Origin of the sequence: Staphylococcus equorum (assembly GCF_029024965.1) — a bacterium.
Classification (GTDB): Bacteria; Bacillota; Bacilli; order Staphylococcales; family Staphylococcaceae; genus Staphylococcus; species Staphylococcus equorum.
In genome coordinates, this window is the sequence record NZ_CP118982.1 from 122812 (window position 1) to 143927 (window position 21116).

Annotated in this window: 18 protein-coding genes; 14 read left to right on the top strand and 4 right to left on the bottom strand. The window is 35.1% G+C overall.

The genetic code is table 11. From position 1 onward, the window contains the following. The first annotated feature begins 28 nt into the window (after window positions 1–28). The 6 genes from melB (at window position 29) to PYW44_RS00560 (ending at window position 6842) form a co-directional block, all read left to right on the top strand. On the top strand, window positions 29–1417 hold the full coding sequence (gene melB, locus PYW44_RS00535) for a melibiose:sodium transporter MelB (protein ID WP_021338997.1): 1389 nt from the start codon (window positions 29–31) through the stop codon (window positions 1415–1417). Between the two features lie 15 nt (window positions 1418–1432). Then, the gene (locus tag PYW44_RS00540) at window positions 1433–4408 is read left to right on the top strand and encodes a glycoside hydrolase family 2 TIM barrel-domain containing protein (protein ID WP_115075923.1); all 2976 of its coding nucleotides are present in this window, start codon (window positions 1433–1435) and stop codon (window positions 4406–4408) included. A gap of 302 nt (window positions 4409–4710) precedes the next feature. Continuing rightward, window positions 4711–5598 carry a cidABC operon transcriptional activator CidR gene (gene cidR / locus PYW44_RS00545; RefSeq protein WP_002506331.1) on the top strand — a complete coding sequence of 296 codons (888 nt, stop codon included), beginning with the start codon at window positions 4711–4713 and terminating at the stop codon, window positions 5596–5598. A 109-nt stretch (window positions 5599–5707) separates the two neighbouring features. Beyond that, complete coding sequence (locus PYW44_RS00550) at window positions 5708–6235, top strand: acyl-CoA thioesterase (RefSeq protein ID WP_002511719.1); 528 nt, start codon at window positions 5708–5710, stop codon at window positions 6233–6235. A 5-nt stretch (window positions 6236–6240) separates the two neighbouring features. Next, window positions 6241–6615: a hypothetical protein gene (locus PYW44_RS00555; RefSeq protein ID WP_002506333.1), complete on the top strand. Its 375-nt coding sequence runs from the start codon at window positions 6241–6243 to the stop codon at window positions 6613–6615. Between the two features lie 38 nt (window positions 6616–6653). Next, window positions 6654–6842, top strand: a complete 189-nt coding sequence (locus PYW44_RS00560; RefSeq protein WP_021338994.1) for a hypothetical protein — start codon at window positions 6654–6656, stop codon at window positions 6840–6842. 210 nt (window positions 6843–7052) lie between these two features. Here PYW44_RS00560 and PYW44_RS00565 read toward each other — a convergent pair whose 3' ends face one another. From PYW44_RS00565 to PYW44_RS00580, 4 genes are all read right to left on the bottom strand, one after another. Beyond that, complete coding sequence (locus PYW44_RS00565; RefSeq protein WP_256092634.1) at window positions 7053–7184, bottom strand: hypothetical protein; 132 nt, start codon at window positions 7182–7184, stop codon at window positions 7053–7055. A gap of 285 nt (window positions 7185–7469) precedes the next feature. After that, a complete protein-coding gene (locus PYW44_RS00570; RefSeq protein ID WP_021338991.1) occupies window positions 7470–8468 on the bottom strand; it encodes a FecCD family ABC transporter permease in 999 nt (332 codons plus the stop codon). Beyond that, window positions 8465–9460 (bottom strand): FecCD family ABC transporter permease, encoded by a 996-nt coding sequence (locus PYW44_RS00575; protein WP_069812878.1) that lies wholly within the window; start codon window positions 9458–9460, stop codon window positions 8465–8467. The genes PYW44_RS00570 and PYW44_RS00575 overlap by 4 nt, the downstream gene beginning before the upstream one ends. 18 nt (window positions 9461–9478) lie before the next feature. Then, complete coding sequence (locus tag PYW44_RS00580; RefSeq protein WP_021338989.1) at window positions 9479–10471, bottom strand: ABC transporter substrate-binding protein; 993 nt, start codon at window positions 10469–10471, stop codon at window positions 9479–9481. 215 nt (window positions 10472–10686) lie between these two features. Here PYW44_RS00580 and sbnA point away from each other — a divergent pair, with 215 nt between their 5' ends. The 8 genes from sbnA to PYW44_RS00620 are packed head-to-tail and all read left to right on the top strand — an operon-like array spanning window position 10687 to window position 21116. After that, window positions 10687–11667 carry a 2,3-diaminopropionate biosynthesis protein SbnA gene (gene sbnA / locus PYW44_RS00585; RefSeq protein ID WP_021338988.1) on the top strand — a complete coding sequence of 327 codons (981 nt, stop codon included), beginning with the start codon at window positions 10687–10689 and terminating at the stop codon, window positions 11665–11667. Continuing rightward, entirely contained in the window at window positions 11664–12674 is a 1011-nt protein-coding gene (sbnB, locus tag PYW44_RS00590) for a 2,3-diaminopropionate biosynthesis protein SbnB (protein WP_107514884.1), read from the top strand. The genes sbnA and sbnB overlap by 4 nt, the downstream gene beginning before the upstream one ends. 13 nt (window positions 12675–12687) lie before the next feature. Beyond that, on the top strand, window positions 12688–14457 hold the full coding sequence (gene sbnC / locus PYW44_RS00595; RefSeq protein WP_069812883.1) for a staphyloferrin B biosynthesis protein SbnC: 1770 nt from the start codon (window positions 12688–12690) through the stop codon (window positions 14455–14457). Then, window positions 14447–15706: an MFS transporter gene (locus PYW44_RS00600; RefSeq protein WP_107514886.1), complete on the top strand. Its 1260-nt coding sequence runs from the start codon at window positions 14447–14449 to the stop codon at window positions 15704–15706. The genes sbnC and PYW44_RS00600 overlap by 11 nt, the downstream gene beginning before the upstream one ends. After that, window positions 15696–17423 carry an IucA/IucC family protein gene (locus PYW44_RS00605; protein WP_115075924.1) on the top strand — a complete coding sequence of 576 codons (1728 nt, stop codon included), beginning with the start codon at window positions 15696–15698 and terminating at the stop codon, window positions 17421–17423. The genes PYW44_RS00600 and PYW44_RS00605 overlap by 11 nt, the downstream gene beginning before the upstream one ends. Further along, window positions 17410–19182, top strand: coding sequence for a staphyloferrin B biosynthesis protein SbnF (sbnF, locus tag PYW44_RS00610; RefSeq protein ID WP_236593612.1), 1773 nt, complete (start codon window positions 17410–17412; stop codon window positions 19180–19182). The genes PYW44_RS00605 and sbnF overlap by 14 nt, the downstream gene beginning before the upstream one ends. Further along, window positions 19157–19951, top strand: a complete 795-nt coding sequence (locus tag PYW44_RS00615) for an HpcH/HpaI aldolase family protein (RefSeq protein WP_069812891.1) — start codon at window positions 19157–19159, stop codon at window positions 19949–19951. Before sbnF ends, PYW44_RS00615 begins: the two co-directional genes overlap by 26 nt. Continuing rightward, entirely contained in the window at window positions 19926–21116 is a 1191-nt protein-coding gene (locus PYW44_RS00620) for a type III PLP-dependent enzyme (RefSeq protein WP_069812893.1), read from the top strand. The genes PYW44_RS00615 and PYW44_RS00620 overlap by 26 nt, the downstream gene beginning before the upstream one ends.

A 21116-nucleotide genomic window follows, 5' to 3' on the forward strand; every position in this document is an offset into this window, starting at 1 on the left:
AAAAATTGAAATTTTAGAGGTGGAGAAGATGGATAGATATTTAACTGGAAAGCAAAAATTAGCTTTTGGATTTGGTGCAATAGGGAAGGACGCCATATTTAATATTGTTGGGCTCTTCTTAATGTTTTATATCACAGATATTGTAGGTTTATCTCCTGCGTTTGTCGGAGTTATGCTTTTTGTTGCACGTATTTGGGACGCGATTAATGACCCGATTATGGGGATGATCGTTGATAATACGCGGAATAACTTTGGTAAGTTCAAGACTTGGCTCGTTATCGGTACGCTTGCTAATGCTATTGTTACAGTCTTGCTGTTTACGAATTTAGATTTATCTCAAACGTCTATGTATATTTATATATCGATTATGTATATTTCCTGGGGAATGACATATACGATGATGGATATTCCATACTGGTCTTGGTTACCGAACTTGACGCATAATCCTAGAGAACGTGAAGAGATTTCAGTTATACCTAGATTTTTCGCAAGTTTAGCTGCATTTATTGTAGGTACTTTTGGTTTGTTCTTTATACATAAATTAGGTGATGTCTTTGGTAGTGGCAGTGATTCAGTAGGAATTTTTGTCTTTGCCGTAATTTGTAGTATTGTTTTTATCTTTACGATAGGTGTAACAGTATTCAAAGTACCTGAAGATCATGAAATGGAAAAACAAATAGGTATTAAAGTTAATTTTAAAGATATTGGTCGTATTTTATTTAAAAACAAAGAGTTACTTGCCATCATGGGTGTTTTATTAACTTTTAATTTATGTCTACAAACGCTTAATGGTTCTATCATTTATTACTTTAAATATGTAGTGAATGCGGAACATTTATTTTCAATTTTTAATTCAATGATTCTGTGTGAAATGCTTGGTTTGCTACTTTTACCACGTTTTATTAAATGGGTTGGTAGAACTAGAGCGTTTAATACATCCATTACACTTATCATAACTGGTTTGGTTATTATTTTAATATCAGGCTTCGTGGCGCCACAGAGTACTATCTTAGTCATTATAGGTGCAGGTATGTTACGTGTTGGTTCAGGATTTATGATTGGTATAACAACAGTGTCGCTTGCAGATGTGATTGATTATGGTGAAGTGAAGTTTGGGCAACGTAATGAGAGTGTGATCACTTCCACAAATACGTTTTTAACTAAAGCTTCACAAGCAGTTGCCGCTTTAATTGTGGGGATTGGCTTATCTGTATTAGGTTATACGCCGAATGAGGCACAATCAGAGACCACGGTTAATGGTCTGCGTATCATGATTATTGTCGCACCGCTAGTTTTCGTTAGTCTAACAGCATTTTTATATCATAAAGCATTCCATTTAAAAGGTGACTTTTTAAATGATATTGAGAAAACACTCCGATATAAACGTCAGAGAGAACATAGAGAGAATATTAAATAGAGGGGATGTCATTTTATGTTAGAAAAGCAATTTCATGAAAATATGGAGGTTCAGCATGTGAACTTGATGCCAAGACGTGCATTTTATATACCTTATCAACGAGGGGAGGCTGACTACCGTTTAGAAACACGTTATAATACAAAAAATGTGACATTATTAAATGGTGATTGGCACTTTGAATATTTCAATTCTCTAGAAGCATGTTTAAATCAACCTCAACAGATTAAAAAGGATATATTGCCAGTACCGTCTGTATGGAATTTATATGGCTACGATCAAATACAGTACCTTAACACACAATATCCAATTTCATTTGATCCACCATATGTTCCGAAGTATAACCCATGCGGACGTTATACGCGTTCTTTTGAGTTAAGTTCATATGATATGCAGAGTGATTATCATTTGAATTTTGAAGGTGTCGCTAGCGCATTTTATGTATGGATAAATGATCAATTTGTAGGTTATAGTCAGATATCTCATTCTATTTCAGAATTTGATATTTCAAAATTTGTACGTGATGGAGAAAATACGATACAAGTTCTTGTATTAAAATATTCAGATGGCACATATTTTGAAGACCAAGATATGTTCAGACATTCAGGTATTTTTAGAGATGTTTATATTTTAAAACGAGCGCAATCACGTGTAGATGATTTTAAAATTGAAACACACTTAAATGATGATTTGAATAAGGCAACGATAGATGTGAACTTGGCACGTAAACAAGGATTAGACCAAGTTGAATTACACTTATATAATCCATATGGTGAATTAGTCAGCAGTACTCAAGCTTCAGAACAGTGTAGGTTTACAGTTAACAAACCACAATTATGGTCAGCAGAAAGCCCTGTACTTTATACGTTAGCAATTACTACTGCTCAAGAAGTGATTACCCAAAAAATTGGTATTCGAGAAGTTAAAATCAGAGATAATCAATTTTATATTAATGGACAATCTATTAAATTACGTGGCACCAATCATCATGATAGTGATCCTAAAACAGGCTATACGATAAATGAAACTCAATTTATGAGAGATTTAGAGCTTATGAAGCAAGGTAATTTTAACGCAATTCGTACAGCACATTATCCGAAATCGCCTTTATTCTATGAATTAACAGACCAATATGGCTTTTATGTGATGAGTGAAGCAGATTTAGAAACGCATGGTGTAGTTCGTTTATATGGTGAAGAGAACACTGAGCACTTTAATATCATTACGGATGACCCTAAATATCAAACTGCAATTATCGAGCGTATTGAAGCATCAATAATCCCTTTGAAAAACTATAGTTCGATTGTTTCATGGTCAATGGGTAATGAATCTGGATATGGCGTTAATATGGTTGAAGGCTTGGCACGAGCGAAAGAATTAGATGTTACACGACCACTTCATTATGAAGGCACATTACATCGTGATAAATCAAAAGACTATGATTTATCTAACGTTGAAATGATTAGTAGGATGTATCCATCTCCAGAAGAAATTGAAACGACATATTTGAAGAACCCGAATTTAGATAAACCCTTTATTTTGTGTGAATATGCGCATGCCATGGGGAATTCACCAGGCGATCTTCATGATTATCAAAAGCTTGTTGAGGCATACGATAGTTTTATTGGAGGGTTCGTATGGGAATGGTGTGACCACGGAATTCAGACAGGCGTGAAAGATGGTAAGCCAATATTTAGGTATGGTGGAGATTTCGGAGAACGTCTACATGATGGTAATTTCTGTGTGGACGGTATTGTTTCACCTGACCGTATACCTCACGAAGGATATTATGAATTTAAACATGAACATAGACCTTTAAAAGTAATAGCGCAAGATGAGTATCAACTGACATTACGTAATCAACTTGATTTCACACATATAGAAGATTATTTAAGTGTTGAAGCAACCGCTACTTATTTAAATGGAAAGCGTCAGACGTTTGAAGTTACTTTTACTAAATTCGCACCCCATACGACTCAAAATATTGATTTAAGTGATTATATTAATATAAATGAACTTAGTGATTTGATGTTACACTACAAATTGGAATGTACAGATAAGTTACGTCCGGCTCATTTTGAATTAGGATATGATCAAATCGTGTACCAACGCCAATCAATGACGTATCAGAATACGAAACCGTCATCAATAGCATATAAAGACGATATTCATACAATCCATGTTTCTATTGGTGATTGGATATACACTTTTAATAAAATAGATGCGAGTTTAAAAACAGTTGCGCATGAAGGTGTAATAGTTATGAATCAGAAAACAGAAAATAATCTATGGCGTGCACCAACAGATAATGACATCAATGCTAAGCAAGAATGGGCATACGCTGGATATAAAGATATTACTACGCGTGTGCATGATTACAGAATCGTTGAAAATAAGAGTGACGTCAGTCTTGTTTTTGATATTGCGTTGGTTAATGAAGCGGTTCCTCCTGTGCTTTCAGGTACACTTACGTGGACAATTCAAAACGATGGTACACTTACTGTGAATTATGATTTAGCGAAAGATACATTAGCGCCATTTCTACCACGTTTCGGTTTAGCCATGACATTACCAAGTAACTATGAGCAAGTCGAATATTATGGGAATGGTCCTTATAGCAGTTATCAAGATAAAGGTGTGGCAACATATTTAGATTATTTCGAAACGACAGTGACAGATAATGTAAGTAACGATATCAAACCTCAAGAATCAGGAAGTCATAATCAGACTACATTTGTTAAAGTTTCAAATGGTCGAAATGCTATGGTTTTAACAAGTGGAGACACATTCAGTTTTAATACAACGCATTATTCATTAAATCAGCTAACGCATACGTCACATAAAGACGAATTAGAAGTCGAAGATTATACGTATTTGCATATTGATTATGCTCAAAGTGGGATTGGCTCTAATAGTTGCGGTCCAGAATTAAATGAAGCTTATCGACTCAATGATACACAATTAAAATTTAATTTTAAATTGAATTTTGAGTAGCTAGTGTTTAAGGTGTTCACTCATATTAGTCAGCAATTCAGAAATTTATTTTATATTTGAAAAGGCCGTTATCACGAAATGTGGTAATGGCCTTTTTTGAATTAAATCTTCATGACAAATAGTGATTTAGCTATTTCCTTGGAAAATAATAAGATGACATAAAAATAAATCATGGTGTTATATTTCCAATACATGCTAAAATTAAAATTAATAATAATGCTAAAAATTTCTGTATTATAAAATATAAAAATAATTGAACTATAGAACACTACATTCATAATATAAAAGAAGGTGTGATTTTATTGGAACTTAGACATATGCAGTATTTTGTTGAAGTCGTAAAACAAAAAAGTATGACGAAAGCAGCAGCTAAACTTTTTATTACACAGCCAACAATTAGTAATACGATTAGATTACTAGAAAAAGAATTAGAAGTAACATTATTTAATAGATATAAAAACCAAATATACCTAACTGATGCAGGAGAGGCATTCTTTTTTCAATGTAAAGAAATGCTAAAAATGTATGAAAACATCCCTAATGAATTAAGTAATCTTTTAGAATTGAAAAGTGGACATTTAAAAATAGGCATCCCTACAATTATTAATATTCGAAGACTAATAAAACTCATCTCTCAGTTTCATGATTCTTATCCAAATGTAACATTTCAACTTTTTGAAAATGGAAGTAAAAAAATTGAAAATGATATATATTATGGTGATTTGGATATGGGGATTACTGTCTTACCGACGAATCATAAAATTTTCAGTACATTCACTTTTTTGGAAGAAAAATTAAAGCTTGTAGTTCATAAAGATCATCCATTATCTGATAAAGATACGATTGATATTGAAGATTTAGAGCATCAAGAATTTATTTTATTTAATTCTGATTTTTACTTAAACGATAAAATAAAAAATACGTGTAGAAACTATGGGTTTAATCCTAATATTATTTTTGAAACGACTCAGTGGAGCTTTATAGAAGAAATGTTAATAAATAATATGGGCATCTGTATATTACCTGAGGGGATACTTGATTTATTGGATAAAGATTTGAAAGCTATTAGTATTAACGAACCTTCAATGAAATGGGAACTTGCCATTATTTGGAGAAAAGATATCATAGTTGATTCATTAACTAAAAATTGGATTAAATTTATACAAGAAAACTACTTATTACACCATTAAACGCAAGGTCATTCACAAAATTTATGCCCTTATAAAAAAAGGATATTTTCTATTTATATGCTCCCGCTCTATAATTTATGACATAAACATTATAGAACGGGAGTTTTTCATGGAAAATTATAAATATCCGAGCGATAGTAAAATTGTCAGTACCGATCAAGTGTTAATTAATGACTTAAATAATTACAACACACTATTTGGTGGCGTATTGATGAAAAAAATCGATAATAATGCGACATTGTCTGCTAGAAGACATGCAAGAGTTAAAGAATGTGTCACAGCATCTACAGATAGTGTAGAATTTTTACATCCTATTACTCAATCTGATTCAGTTTGTATAGAATCTTCTGTAGTTTATACAGGAGAAAAATCTATGGAAATATTTTGTAAGGTTATTTCGGAAGATATGATTACAGCAGAAAGAAAAATTGCTGCTATCGCTTTTCTTACGTTTGTAGCCTTAGATGAAAACAAAAAATCAATTAAAGTACCTAAAATTACAGCGCAGACTCAAGATGAAAAAACATTGTATATGTATGGTGAAGAAAGAGCGAAAATGCGTAAAGCGAGAAGAGCACAAAGTAAAACATTAATTAAGTCTCTTAATTTATGTAAACCATGGGAATTGGAGAAGTGATAAAAATGGTTAATGAAATGGATGAACTCACACAATGCAAATTAGATTTAAAAACTTTGAGAGAAGAATCTCCTCAGTTATATGAGCAATTAGAATATATAGCAAGTTTAACAAGACAATTAAGTATTCACTATAAATATTTAGGATTACTTATGTTTTCAAATAATAATGAAGCTATTCAAAACAATAGACCTATCTTAATTAGGGATTCTGTTTTGGAGTTATATGAAAGAGAAGTTGAAAAAGTAAAACAAAATAATGAATTCAAATTTGTTAATGAAATGATATTAAAATTCCAATTTGTAGCTTACTCACAAATATTCCTTATCGTTTTAGGTGCAGAACCTAGTTTTGTATTTAATAACACGATTATTAAATAATACAGGGCTACTTCTATCTTGAAATGAGGCAGCAATAAATGAGCATATCAGAATGTAGATATTTATGTATCAAACAAGACAAATCCTTTGAAAAAGGTAAGCTATATTGGCTTTTCCCAACAGAGGTGTCTACACTTGATGAAAAATATTTTTACGTATCAAACGATGGACAACTTTTAACAGAAGCGTACAAAAGTAGTAACTTTATTAAAAGTGTCTCGAACTAATGTAATTTAGCATTTTTTAAATACGGTAGGAACTCAATCCACTGTTGTTTTAAAAAATTAGGATTTTGAACATGTCTAGTTATCTATTTTATAGTATGCATCCTCAATCATACTATTCCTTAGTTGGCCGGACTCTTCAAAATATGACAAGTATAGATGTATAAAAAAAGCAGTCACAAATTTAATGATTTGTGACTGCTTTTTATAATATCATTCTTTTTCAACATTTGATGCACAAGCAAAGCAATACAAGTGATTGTCATTATATTCACCATTCAAGAAACCATTTAAACAATAAATATCTTTTTGGCAGACAGAACATTTCCCTACTAATTCTCTCATTTTAAAAACCCCTTTGAAAATTCATGCATTCGTCTTAAGTTAATCATACTATAAATCAATAATATTTATACAGTTGAGATAAAGGGACTAAATATGTTTTGTATAATTGTATCGATTTTGGAACGTGCTGACGCCCAGGGAAATAGTATGAGGGAGAGACTACAGGCTCGAGCCATACCCCTAGGCAAGCATGCACTTTCAAAATCGTAAGATTTTAGTATAGAAAAAAGAACTAATACATAATTTAATGTATTAGTTCTTTGCATTTGAGAATATATGATCATATCAGAGTTTTTTTACAGTCAATAATAAATAGATAAAGAATGGGGCGCCGAATGCAGCAATGAACACACCAGCCGGAACTTCTTTTGGTAAAAACACCGTTCTTCCTATAAGATCCGCAATGACGATGGAAAGTGCGCCAAAGATCGCTGACATTAATAAGCGCTTTAAATAATTCCCTTTAATTAAAGCTTTAGCAATATGCGGTGAGATTAAACCAACAAAGCCAATGTTACCCACAAAACTAATCGCTGCACCAGCAAGTATCGTTGTAATCACCATTTGAATGAGTCGCGTTTGATTAACCTTTACGCCTAAACCTGTGGCAACATTATCATGCATAACGGATACTTTCATTCTCGGAAGCACGATAATCAACAATGGCAAAGTACACACTATAAATAACCCCAATATCAAACTGTTTTCAAATGTGGCACCAGATAAACTACCGACAAGCCAAGTATAGGCTTTAGACGCAGCAAGTTGTTTTGTAAGCACAAGCGTGCCATTAACGAGCGCCATAAATAACGTTTGAAGTGCGATACCAATAATAACTAATGTCGTTGGTTGGATATTGCCCTTTTTTTGAAAACTGATAAGAATCATCATGACCACAGCTGCACCAGTGAGCGAAAACGCCGGCAGCCAATGGACACTAATATCTCCTAAAAACGCAATAAATGCTACTGCACCAAATGTTGCGCCACCTGTTACACCTATAATATCTGGAGAGGCGATAGGATTTTTAAGTACATTTTGTAGAATCAAACCACTAACGCCAAGTGCTGCACCAGCTACAATAGCCAATATAATTCTTGGCAAGCGCAACACTTCGATTGTAAATTGATCAGGACTTGAAATAGGATCAATAATATAAGAAAGGATACTATTTAACGATATAAAAGTAGACCCCAGCATTAAACTCAAGATTGAAAAAACAATCAATATGAGAACGGCAATGACTAAGCGTTTAGTATCTTTTTTATGGACTGTCTCATTCATATGCGTTGAATTCCTTTCCTAATAATATAAATAAGTGTAATTGAGCCAATGACTGCTGTGATAACACCTATAGGAAGTTCGAGTGGTTTAATAATTGTCCTAGCTAAAATATCGGACAATGTCATTAATATAGCGCCACTAACCGCAGTGAAAGGTATTAAATATTTATAGTTAGCCGGCATTAACTTTTTACTAATATTCGGTACGATTAACCCGATAAACATAATAGATCCTGCAAGTGCGACCGAAATGCCGGCAAGCGCACTAATAGTTAATACCATAACCCTTTTTGTTAATTTGACCTTTTGACCAAGTGAAGAAGCAATTTCATCACTCGTCATTAAGATGTTGATATGTGACGACATCGCAAAGGCAATGAGCAGAAATATAATAATTATTGGAATCACCCAAGGCACTTCCCACACATTACGCATAGCAACAGAACCACTTAGCCAAAACAGAAAACTTTGTAAATTGCTTTGGTTCATAATTAAAATGCCCTGTGTAAATGCTCCGAATAATGCTGAAATCGCTGCGCCAGCCAATATCACACGTTTAGGTGAAAATTGCGCTTGTTTAAACATGCCAAGTGTAATGACAAGAACAGTTACAATAATTGCCCCAATAAATGAAATAGTTATGAGCGCTTCAAATGATTGCACTTTAAAAAATGTTAAGCCACAAATCACAAAGAACACGGCGCCTGAATTAACACCAAACAGCCCAGGTGAAGCAATTGGATTACGTGTTAATACTTGCATAAGCAAACCAGATACAGAGAACGCCGCGCCGGTAAGTAGAGCAATGATTGTTCGTGATGCGCGTGATTCGGCAAGTAGAATATGTATATCGTTATTGCTATTAAAGTGGAACAACGCTTGTACCAACTGTGAAAGTGATACAAGCGTGTTTCCAATTATTAAACTTAAAATCGTTACAACGATAAGGCATAAACCAGAAAGCATTAATTTATACCGCGGTTTAAGTAACATGAGGTAACTCCTTATTGATTAAGATTGTTTTTCAATATCTAATTTTTTGTATAAATCATCAATGAGTTCAAGAGATGAAGTATAACCACCAGCCATGTTCCATGTGATTTCATCTACATTTTTTGAAACTTCATCATTTTTTACTGCATTTAAGTTTTTCCATTGATTACTTGATGTCCAATCTGCTTCTGTCTTCTTAGTTAACTCTGCGTCTTTATCAGTAGTGTTAGACTTGAACATAAATATATGATCAGCATCCATAAGCGGAATGCTTTCTTTAGATGTTAATTGAATGATGTCTTTACCTTTATCAACTTGTTTTTGTTGTCCTTCTGGTCGTTTAAACCCTAAGTCATGTAAGATGTCTCCAGCGTATCCACTTGCATAAATACGTGCATGATCTGGTCTGAAGTTGATAACTGAAGCTGACATTGGCCATTGATCTCCATACTTAGCTTTTGCATCTTTTTTAAATTGTGCAACTTTATCATTATATTTCTTTAATAACTCATCAGCTTTGTCTTCTTTACCGAGTGCTTTACCCATCATTTTCGTTGTATCTTGAAATTTATACACTGTATCGTGCGTAATTGTTGGTGCGATTTTAGAAAGTTGTTCATATTGTTTTTCGTTTCTGACTTTAGAACCGATGATTAAATCTGGTTTTAACTTAGATATTTCTTCTAAGTTTGGTGAAGGTTCTTGACCTACTATTTTTGTATCTTTTAGGTCGTCTTTTATGTAATCATATTTAGGTTGTTGCGTCCAAGATTCTACAGCACCGACAGGCTTGACGCCTAATGCGACAGATACATCAGTCGCGCCTTGATATAATGTTACGACACGTTTTGGTTTTCCTTTAATTTCAGTGGTCCCCATAGCATGTTTAATCTTCGTTGTTTTACTATCTTCTTTTGACTCCGATGACTTTTCGGACTCCCCATTTCCACAAGCTGCTAACACCATAACCGCTACTATAACAGTAATGAATACTTTTGCTAAATGCTTCATTTCTCTAAAACCTCCAACTTGGATTGATAATCATTATCAATCCTAATATCTTATAAAGTAAACGATATGTCAACAAAAATTTTTAATTTTTTAAAAAATTAAATAAAGATTTGACATTTTTAGAAAGGATACCTAGAATACAGTTTATTGATAATGATAATCGTTATCAGTATCGTAATGTTATTAATAATCCATATTTTTTAGGAGGAATTTAAGTGAGACAAGAACCTAAGCATTGTCATGATTCTTTACTTTCATGTATAGGCAAAACGCCAATGATACAGCTCAAGCAACTGTTCCCGGAACATAATGTTTACGCAAAATTAGAATATATGAATCCAGGCGGCAGTATGAAAGATAGACCAGCTCAATACATCATTGAAGATGGTTTTAAAAAAGGAACAATTACTAAAGGTACACATTTAATTGAGAGTACTTCAGGAAATTTAGGTATTGCTCTAGCAATGATCGCTAAGATAAAAGGATTAACACTAACATGTGTGGTAGACCCGAAAATTTCAGAAACAAATTTAAAAATTATTAAAAGTTATGGTGCAAATATAGATATGGTAAACGAAGCGGATGAAAATGGTGGGTATTTAATGACACGTATTCAACGTGTTCGTGAATTACTTGATTCCACTGACAACGCATATTGGATTAATCAATATGCAAATGAATTAAATTGGAAAGCACATTATCATGGTGCTGGTGCAGAAATCGTAGAGCAAATAGAAACTCCAATTGATTATTTTATAGCGCCAGTGAGCACAACAGGTAGCATTATGGGCATGAGTAGAAAGATCAAAGAATATCACCCGAATGCACATATTATTGCGGTGGATGCGAAAGGGTCAGTTATTTTTGGTGAAACGCCTAAAGATAGAGAATTACCAGGTATTGGCGCGAGTAGAGTGCCTGAAATTTTAAATAAAGAAGAAATAGACCAAGTTGTTCATGTGGATGACTACCAATCAGCACTTGGATGTAAACGCTTAGTTGATTATGAAGGTATTTTTGCAGGAGGATCAACAGGTTCAATTATATCAGCGATTGAAAAAGTCATTGATTCAATTGCTAAAGATAAAACAATTGTGACGATTTTACCTGACAGAGGCGATCGTTATTTAGATTTAGTCTATTCAGATGAATGGTTTGATGAAGTGAAAAACAAAAAAGGAGCGCTAACACGATGAACAAAGACATGTTGTATTTAAATAGATCAGATATTGAACAAGCAGGAGGTAATCATTCAACAGTTTATGTAAATGCATTAACTGAAGCATTAAAAGCCCATGCGAATCAAGATTTTGTGCAACCATTAAAGCCATATTTACGCGCAAATGGTACAGAAGGACATATTGCGGATCGTATTATTGCCATGCCAAGTCATATTGGCGGTCAAGATCCAGTATCAGGTATTAAATGGATTGGTAGTAAACATGACAATCCTTCAGAACGTAAGATAGAGCGTGCAAGTGGTGTCATTATCTTGAATGATCCTGAAACAAACTATCCCATTGCAGTGATGGAAGCGAGCTTAATTAGTAGTATGAGAACGGCAGCTGTCTCAGTTATTGCTGCTCAGAAATTAGCGAAAAAAGGATTTGAAGCATTAACAATTATTGGCTGTGGTCTAATCGGTGATCGACAATTGCAAAGTATGCTAGAGCAATTTGATCATATTAAACAAGTATATGTTTTTGATCAATTTGAAAAAGCCAGCGCTAATTTTATTGAAAAATGGGCCGAAGCATGTCCAGACATTCACTTTGTTCAAGCGACAACAGCGAAAGAAGCAGTTGAAAATGGAGAGGTAGTCATTACTTGTACAGTTACGGACAAACCTTACATTGAATATGATTGGATTCAAAAAGGCACATTTATCAGCAATATTTCAATTATGGATATTAAAAAAGACGTCTTTACACAAGCAGATAAAGTCTTGGTAGACGATTGGTCACAAGCAAATCGCGAGAAAAAGACAATTAATCAACTTGTATTAGAAGGGCGCTTTAGTAGGGAAGCCTTACATGCTGAATTAGGAGAATTATTAACGGGTGCTAAACCAGGAAGAGAAAATGATGACGAAATTATTTTATTAAATCCAATGGGTATGGCAATCGAAGATATTTCAAGTGCTTATTATATTTATAAAGAAGCTAAGCAACAGCAAATCGGAACAATATTAAGTCTATATTAAGGAGTGTCGTACAGTGATAGAAGTCACAGCGAATCATCAACAAAATCATGCACACACTACTATTTTAAGAGATCTAGTGGATGGTCTATTATTTGAAGATGTCTTCGGTCTTCTGACAAAAAGTGAAGCATTGCAAATCGCTTCAGATACGATATTGAAATATGGCAATGAAGATAAGGTGCTCTATATACCTGTTTATCATAGTGGTTTAAATATTTATAGATTAAAAGGAACGACCGTCTTTGTAAAAGACAATGACGAACAACACGCGATCAATGCTTTAGGGTTATGGGATGCATTAGTTGAAATGAATGCACCATCGAGCCATGAATTGAATACAGTACGTTTTCGAGAAGGGCTAGAAGTTGCGATGGATCAGTTAACAGCGCAATTGGCAGGATTAACCTTATCAGAGCATCCCTTTATCAAATCAGAACAGTTTGCGAGTTTAAAGGATCGTCCATTTCATCCTTTAGCTAAAGAAAAACGTGGTTTAGGTAAATCAGATTATCAACAATATCAACCCGAATACTTTAAAACTTTTTCTTTAAAAACGGTCGCGATACATCGTGATTACATTTTAAAGAGTGAGTATTTAAACGAAAGCTTACTCAATGAAGCATTAGCAATCGAAGACGAGGATATATTACCACACACACTTGAGTCAGCAGACTTAGATTCAGAGTCGTATATGGTATTTCCTGTACATCCTTGGCAAATGACACATGTGATTCCCGAAATGTTTCAAGCAGAAATCGCAGCGCACATCATTGTGCCATTAGATTATGAGTTCGGCGAGTTTCTACCCTCATCATCTATGCGCTCGCTTATTGATATTCAACGTCCGTTTCAGCATATTAAAGTACCGTTTTCAATGCAGTCGTTAGGTGCACTGAGATTAACACCGACACGCTACTTATTAAATGGTGAAAAGGCAGAACAATTATTAAGTGAAATTATATCTCAAGACAGCACTTTAGAAAATAAGGTAGCGCTGTGTAATGAAAAGCAGTGGCTATCGTTTATTAATGCAGATAAAGATATATTCCAAGATCAAATAGGCCATCTGACAACACAGATTAGAAGTTATCCTAAGCAAGTGACAGCACCATCGTCACAACTCGTATCGATGGCTGCATTAGCGGCACATGATGCCACATTATATGAAGATATTCTTGGCATAGCCCAAGATCAAATGGAAAGTCAGCAATTAGAAGTGTTATTTGATGAGATAATAGATCAATTTCTTCATATTATGCTTAAATTTATGAAAAATGGTGTCTTACCAGAAGTACATGGACAAAATATTTTAATCTTATTTAAAGAAGGGCACGTGGATCAATTTATATTGAGAGATCACGATACAGTACGTATTAATCCACGGTGGATGCATGAAAATAACATTGATATTCCACAATATGCGATAAGCAAAAATTCTCCAAATACGTTAATTAATGAAGATATAGAAACATTCTTTACATATTTTCAAACATTAGCAGTATCAGTGAATTTATATGCAATTGTAGATATGCTACATCACGTCTTTGGATTGGATGAACTAATGTTAATGAATAAAATTAAATCATCACTTTCAAAGCATGTGCAGCAGATGGATTGTTCGGAAGTGGATAAAGCACAAGTGCAACATATTTTGTTCGAGAAGCAAACGTGGCCTTTTAAACGCGTACTCTTACCACTTTTACATCAACAAGAATCAGGTGGCGGTAGCATGCCATCCAGTATTGGGACAATACCAAACCCAATGATGCGTCATGAACAGTGAAGCGATTTGGTATAGGAACTTTCGCATTTTATGGCTGAGCCAGTTTATTTCGATAGCTGGACTGACCGTACTCGTTCCTTTGTTGCCAATCTATATTGCATCGCTCAAGGATTTATCTGTTACAGAAATTCAAATGTGGAGTGGGATTGCAATTGCAGCGCCCGCTATCACAACGATGATTTCATCACCGCTGTGGGGCAAACTTGGCGATAGAATCAGCCGAAAATGGATGGTACTCCGTGCATTATTAGGTTTAGCAGTTTGTTTATTATTGATGTCACTCTGTACGACGCCACTGCAGTTTGTGTTAGTCAGATTATTACAAGGTTTATTTGGCGGTGTCGTAGATGCTTCTAATGCATTTGCGACGAGTGAAGCACCTGAAAAAATGCGTGGTAAAGTACTTGGGAAATTGCAAAGTTCTATTAGTGCGGGCTCTCTTGTGGGACCACTTATCGGAGGCGTTGCAGCAAGTATTGTTGGATTTCAGTCGTTACTGTTAGTGATTGCTATTTTGACATTTATTGTCTGTGCAGTAGGTATTAAGTTACTTATAGAAACTACACATCAGCATAACAGTAGCGAACCAGAACCTATACGTTGTGGTGTAAGACAATCATTTAAATGTTTACTGTGTTCGCAAGTGACATGTCGTTTCATTATTGTTGGTATGCTTGCCAATCTTGCGATGTATGGCATGATGACTGCACTCGCCCCTTTAACAACTGGCGCCAACCAGACATTTTTAGATGATAAAGCGGCAGTAGGTCTTGTTCAATCTGCATTTTGGACTGCTTCTATTTTAAGTGCTCCATTATGGGGAAGCTTAAATGATAAAAACTACGTCAAATATGTCTATTTAATCACTGCACTCATTTGTGGCTTAAGTGTTATATTCCAAGGCCTGTCCACTACACTATGGATGTTAATCATTTTTAGAATGATACAAGGATTTACGTATAGTGCATTAATTCAAAGTGTGATGTATGTCGTTGTTAAGGCATGTCATCAAGATTTAAAAGGCACTTTCGTTGGTTCCACAAACAGTATGTTAGTTGTAGGACAAGTTGCAGGCAGTATGTTAGGCGCTGTGATTACAAGTAGCTATAACCATACGGTTACATTTATCGTGATGGGTGGCATATTTATAAGCAGTTGTGTTGTCTTATTATCATCTCAATTAAACGCTGTGAAAGATTATAAATTAACAATGAATGTATGGGAGTTGAATAATAAACGTGCAAAGTAATCAGAATATTGAAATAGCTGAACAAGCAGCTGTAGAACGTATATTGAATGTATATTTTAGAGAACAAAATTTGTACAATGCGCAGCCAGAGCAAAACATGTGGCACATCACGCTCGGGCCGTCTAAAACGTTAATAGGTAAATTTAATTATTGGTCAGTAATGGGTCATCACACATACCACCCAGTGATGTGTGCACAAGACAATGGCACGTCTTCACAGTTAGCACCAATGGAAGTGATTGAGCACGTGTTTGAGATGCTCGAACAACAAACAGGAGATGAAGATAAAACCGGATTAAAAGCAACACTACACAATATTTATAAAGATATTAACAATAGTGTAAAACGCACTGCACTCTATTTAACACGTGCGCAACAACAACAAACAGAAGATGAGTATATTATTTCGGAACAATCCCTTTATTTAGGTCATCCGTTTCATCCAACACCCAAAAGTTCTGTCGGATTTAGCGAAGAAGATTTATTGCATTATGCACCAGAGTGCCACGCACAATTTCAACTGTATTATATACAAGTTAATCGTTCTATCATGCTAGAACGATATGTGGAAGGTAGAGCTGCCACAGTAAATGAATTGGTATTACAGTTGGCACAGTTAGATTCTGATGACATAGACGACGGTTATACATTGTTACCCTTGCATCCATATCAAATAACCGTATTAAAAGATAACGCTAAGTTTAAACAATGGATGGATGACGGCTTAATTAAAGACATCGGTATCAGCGGACATTATGTCTATCCAACGTCTTCTGTTCGCACGATATTTTCAAAAGAGCTTAACATTTACCTGAAATTACCGATAAATGTCAAAATCACAAACTTCGTAAGAACGAATGATTATGAACAAGTAGAACGAACGATTGATGCTGCAAATGTCATCGCATCGATAAAAACAGACTATGAAACAAAGCATTTTAAACTGATGTTTGAAGAAGGTTATCGTGCATTGAAATATTCGTCTGAAGCAGGGGCTTTTGATTTATTAGCAAATACTGCAATGATCGTGCGTGAAGGTATTGAAGATTATTATTCGGAGAAACAAATTCACGTGTTAGCGAGTCTATTTGAAACGATGCCACATGAGCCGGACTCTATGTTAGGAGACTTGATTACTCAAAGCGGTTTGTCGGATGAGGAATGGTTAAGTGCATACTTAGACATCACCTTATATCCAATGCTTGAATTACTATCTGAAACTGGCATTAGTTTAGAAGCACATGTACAAAATACTTTAATTGAATTTAAAGACGGCCATCCGGAAGTATGTTACGTCAGAGATTTGGAAGGCGTATGTATAGCAGAAGATATCGCAAAGCGTGCGCAAATTATTCCCAATATAATACAAAGCGATAGTCCAGTTGTCTATAGTAATGAAGCAGCGTGGCATCGTTTTAAATACTACATTATTGTAAATCATTTAGGACATTTGGTCGCTACAATGGGCAAACGCGTTGGCAGTGAAACGACATTATGGCAAACGGTTCGCAATAAATTGTTGAATTGGTCTCAAGACGCCAGTACATCAGCACAAATGAAAGTCTATGTGGATGACCTATACGAAAGGCCAACATTTTCAGCAAAAGCAAACTTTATGAGCAAAATAAAAGATTGCGGCGATAACCCACTTTATACCAATATACCAAACCCAATGTTTATGGAAGAGGAGGTACGACAACATGATGCACAATATTGAACAACAAGTAAAGCAACGCATTATGAATCAACTTGTAACTTCTATTATATACGAGGATGTTGTGCAATATGAGGTGACACAACAAGGTGCTACTTCGATAGTTACCATTGAAGCTGAAGACGCAACGTATCGCGCTGAAGTGAGAGAATTAGACAGCTTTCAAAGGCTAGAACTTACGTCACCCGTATGGCGAATCACAGATGATGGCGATACAGCAGTAACGGTTGATTACGCTACAATGTTACGAGAAGTCATATATACATTTGATAAAAACAATGAAAAAGTTGAGGCGTTTATCAACGAATTACTACAAACGGAGCTGAAAGATACACAAGCCATGCGATATAAAGAGATGACTGCGGGTAGTGTTGAATTAACGTTCGATGCACTTGAATCTTATGCGATGGAAGGCCATCCTTATCACCCAAGTTATAAATCACGCCTTGGTTTTACGCCTGTAGATAATTTGCAATATGGCCCTGATTTCCAACCGACATTTACATTGAAATGGCTCGCAATTCCCAAACATTATATTGAACAAACTGTCTCTCGAAATATTGAATCGCAAGACTTACTTCAACAACAATTAGGTGATGAAGTTGTGCAGCAGTTTAAAGAAGTGCTACTAGCATTAGATAAATCATTAGCAGACTATGAGTGGTTACCTGTGCATCCTTGGCAATTTGATCACATTATTGCGAGTGAACTTGCTGAACAATGGATTAATGGTGAAATTATATTACTAGGCGAATCGGAAGAATACTATACACCGCAACAATCAATTCGTACATTATCACCTGTGGACACGTCTAAATATTATATTAAAGTGCCCTTAAGCATTACGAATACATCCACTAAACGTGTATTAGCGCCACATACGATTGAGAATGCAGCGCAAATTACAGATTGGTTAAAGCATATTCATGAACAAGATAGCTATCTAAATAAGGAATTAAAAACAGTATTCTTAGGTGAAATATTAGGTATGTCTTATATTAATGATAATTTAACTGAATCAAAGCGTGAAGCAATATATGGTGCAGTATCTGTCATATGGCGAGAGAACTTACACAGTTACTTAACTGAAACAGAAGATGCGATACCGTTTAATGCGATTTATAGTTTAGACCAACGACAAAATCCAATTATTCAGCAATGGATTGCACAATATGGTGTAGCAGCTTGGGTTAGACAATTTATCAAAGTTGCAGTACAACCGATTATTCATATGCTTTATTATCACGGTATTGCACTTGAATCACATGCGCAAAACATGATGCTTATTCATGAAGACGGTTGGCCAACACGTGTAGCAATTAAAGATTTTCATGATGGTGTGCGTTTTAAACGTGGATTACTAAGTACAGAGGCACAAAATCCTCAATTAAAAGACACACCAGAGGAACATAAGAAAATTAATCGTAATTCATTTATCGAAACAGAAGATGTGGAACTTGTTAGAGACTTTACTTTAGACGCATTTTTCTTTATTAATATTTCTGAAATTATTATGTTCTTTGAACGTCACTACAATTTGAGTGAACATAAACAATGGATGTATGTATACGATGAAATCAAGCAATATCGTCAAACCCATCCTGACTTACCTAATTATGAGCACTTTGATTTGTTTGAAAAAACGATACAAGTAGAAAAATTAACGACAATAAGATTATTAGAGGATACGGAAATAAGAATCCATCACGTAACTAACCCGTTAGGAGTGATTCATCATGATGACGTTATCCCTCAAAGATAAATTGGCACAAGACACTGAAGTCTATGGCATTTTCAATTCGATTCCGAATCCACTTGTTATTGAAATCATCGCAGCAAGTGGTTACGATTTTGTAATTATAGATACTGAACATGCTGCCATTAACGATGAAACGTTAGAACATTTAATTCGTGCAGCTGAAGCAGCGCAAATCACGCCAATTGTCAGGGTCACTCAAGTCATTGATCGAGATATTATCAAAGTGTTAGACATGGGCGCAAGAGGTATTATTATCCCTCATGTTAAAGATAAAGCGACCGTAGAACATATTGTGGAATTAAGTCGCTATTATCCTCAAGGTATGCGCAGTTTAAATGGTGGACGTATGGCCAAGTTTGGTGAAATTCCATTAACGGATTACATGACGAACGCAAACGACAAAATTATTGTCATGGCGATGATTGAAGATCAAGAGGGCATCAGTGCCATAGAAGACATTGTACAAGTTGAAGGTTTAGACATGATTATTGAAGGTGCTGCCGATTTATCGCAATCGTTTGGCATGCCATGGGAAACGAGCAGTGAAGTCGTACAATCAGCATTACGTTACATGCATGACGTGACAAGTGATTACAATAAACACTTTTGTGCCTTACCAAGAAATAAAGAACAACAAGATATATGGGCACAACGTGGTGTTAATACGTTTGTACTTGGAGACGACCGTGGCAAACTCTACCGTAACTTAAAATCAGAATTAACCTCATTTAAAGGAGGAGTCGAACGTGCCACAAATATTCGACAAAATTAAAGAGATAAAGCAAACTGGCGCACCTGTTTGTCATTATATATATGATTTAAACGCATTACGTCAACATATGCATAAAATCGTGTCGTCCTTACCAGAGAACTGTGAGATGTATTATGCGATGAAAGCGAATAGCGAAGATGACATTTTAGCAACGATGAGTGAATCCGTTGCTGGATTTGAAGTTGCATCTCAAGGTGAAATACAAAAAGGCTTAGCACATAAAAAAGCGAACCGTATTATTTTTGGTGGCCCAGGAAAAACAGACGAAGAATTAACATTTGCCATCGATCAAGGCATTCAACGCATTCACGTTGAAAGTATATACGAATTAAAAAGGTTAAATGCTATCCTAGATACCAAAAATAAACAGATGGATGTCTTATTACGTGTGAATTTATCAGGACCTTTTCCAAATGCGACGCTACACATGGCAGGACGCCCAACTCAATTTGGTATATCGGAAAATGAAGTCGAACAAGCAATTAAGCTTGCACTTGAACTACCGCATATCAAATTAGAAGGATTTCATTTTCATTCTATTTCAAATAACTTAGATGCAGCGTTACATTTAGATGTTATGCGACTCTATTTTCATAAAGCCAAAATATGGTCAGAAGCTTTTCAATTTCCACTGAAACATATCAATATCGGTGGAGGTATCGGAGTCAATTACGCAGATTTAAATCAACAATTCGAATGGCAGAAATTTGTGGAAGGCTTTCAAGACGTCATTAATGAAGAAGCGATGAATGACGTTACGTTGAACTTTGAGTGTGGCCGATACTTAGTTGCGCAAATCGGTTACTATGCGACTGAAGTCATTGATATCAAGCAAGTGCATAATGCGTATTACGCTATTTTAAAAGGGGGCACGCAACAATTCAGACTACCAGTGTCATGGCAACACAACCATCCTTTTGAAATATGTCATATTAACCATAACCCTTATCACTTTGAACGCATGGAAGTCGCAAATGAAAAGGTGACATTCGTCGGTCAACTCTGCACGCCGAAAGATGTTTTCTCAAAAGAAACACCAGTAAAATTTGTAAGAACTGGGGATGTCGTAATATTTAATTACGCTGGCGCTTATGGTTGGTCTATTTCTCACCATGATTTTTTAAGTCATCCACATCCGACATTTATCTATTTATCTGATCAATAA

Coding starts and splice junctions, on each gene's coding strand:
- melB (WP_021338997.1), top strand. CDS start 29: ATGGATAGATATTTAACTGGAAAGCAAAAATTAGCTTTTGGATTTGGT.
- PYW44_RS00540 (WP_115075923.1), top strand. CDS start 1,433: ATGTTAGAAAAGCAATTTCATGAAAATATGGAGGTTCAGCATGTGAAC.
- PYW44_RS00550 (WP_002511719.1), top strand. CDS start 5,708: ATGGAAAATTATAAATATCCGAGCGATAGTAAAATTGTCAGTACCGAT.
- PYW44_RS00555 (WP_002506333.1), top strand. CDS start 6,241: ATGGTTAATGAAATGGATGAACTCACACAATGCAAATTAGATTTAAAA.
- PYW44_RS00560 (WP_021338994.1), top strand. CDS start 6,654: ATGAGCATATCAGAATGTAGATATTTATGTATCAAACAAGACAAATCC.
- PYW44_RS00565 (WP_256092634.1), bottom strand. CDS start 7,184: ATGAGAGAATTAGTAGGGAAATGTTCTGTCTGCCAAAAAGATATTTAT.
- PYW44_RS00570 (WP_021338991.1), bottom strand. CDS start 8,468: ATGAATGAGACAGTCCATAAAAAAGATACTAAACGCTTAGTCATTGCC.
- PYW44_RS00575 (WP_069812878.1), bottom strand. CDS start 9,460: ATGTTACTTAAACCGCGGTATAAATTAATGCTTTCTGGTTTATGCCTT.
- PYW44_RS00580 (WP_021338989.1), bottom strand. CDS start 10,471: ATGAAGCATTTAGCAAAAGTATTCATTACTGTTATAGTAGCGGTTATG.
- sbnB (WP_107514884.1), top strand. CDS start 11,664: ATGAACAAAGACATGTTGTATTTAAATAGATCAGATATTGAACAAGCA.
- PYW44_RS00600 (WP_107514886.1), top strand. CDS start 14,447: ATGAACAGTGAAGCGATTTGGTATAGGAACTTTCGCATTTTATGGCTG.
- sbnF (WP_236593612.1), top strand. CDS start 17,410: ATGCACAATATTGAACAACAAGTAAAGCAACGCATTATGAATCAACTT.
- PYW44_RS00615 (WP_069812891.1), top strand. CDS start 19,157: ATGATGACGTTATCCCTCAAAGATAAATTGGCACAAGACACTGAAGTC.